Origin of the sequence: Streptomyces xylophagus, assembly GCF_000716435.1 — a bacterium.
Lineage (GTDB): Bacteria > Actinomycetota > Actinomycetes > Streptomycetales > Streptomycetaceae > Streptomyces > Streptomyces xylophagus.
Genome location: NZ_JNWO01000174.1, coordinates 1 through 359 on the forward strand (window position 1 = coordinate 1; position 359 = coordinate 359).

Sequence of the window (359 nt, forward strand, 5' to 3'; positions counted from 1 at the left end):
CCCTGCTGGTCAAGTAGGCGCGAATGCGTTCTTCGCGACCGGGTGGAGCATGGTCTACGTTGAAGACGGGCGCCTCCGCTTGGATTGCCGCCTTCTCGGCAAGAAGAGCTTCTTTGCGGGTCTGCAACCAACGCGCCTCAGAGCGATCGACGAAGGTCACCCAGATGGACGTCAGCACATGGTCGTTGTCTCTGCGGCTCTGCTCGTTCGTGACGCCGATGTACAGCAGGATCCCGCTGGAGTCGTAGTGGCGGTACAACGCACATCGACGGCTGCTCGGCCGCGTGTTGTACCTCGGCTTTTCCCAGTTGACCGTGTTGCTGAGGGCCACCTGCGCGTCCCATCGAGTGGGGTACCAC

The 359-nt window shown here is 61.8% G+C and carries 1 pseudogene; it reads right to left on the minus strand.

Annotation, left to right across the window (positions count from 1 at the left end):
- A pseudogene (locus OO70_RS50855) lies at positions 1 to 331 on the minus strand (hypothetical protein); the annotation flags it as partial.
- Positions 332 to 359: the final 28 nt, after the last annotated feature.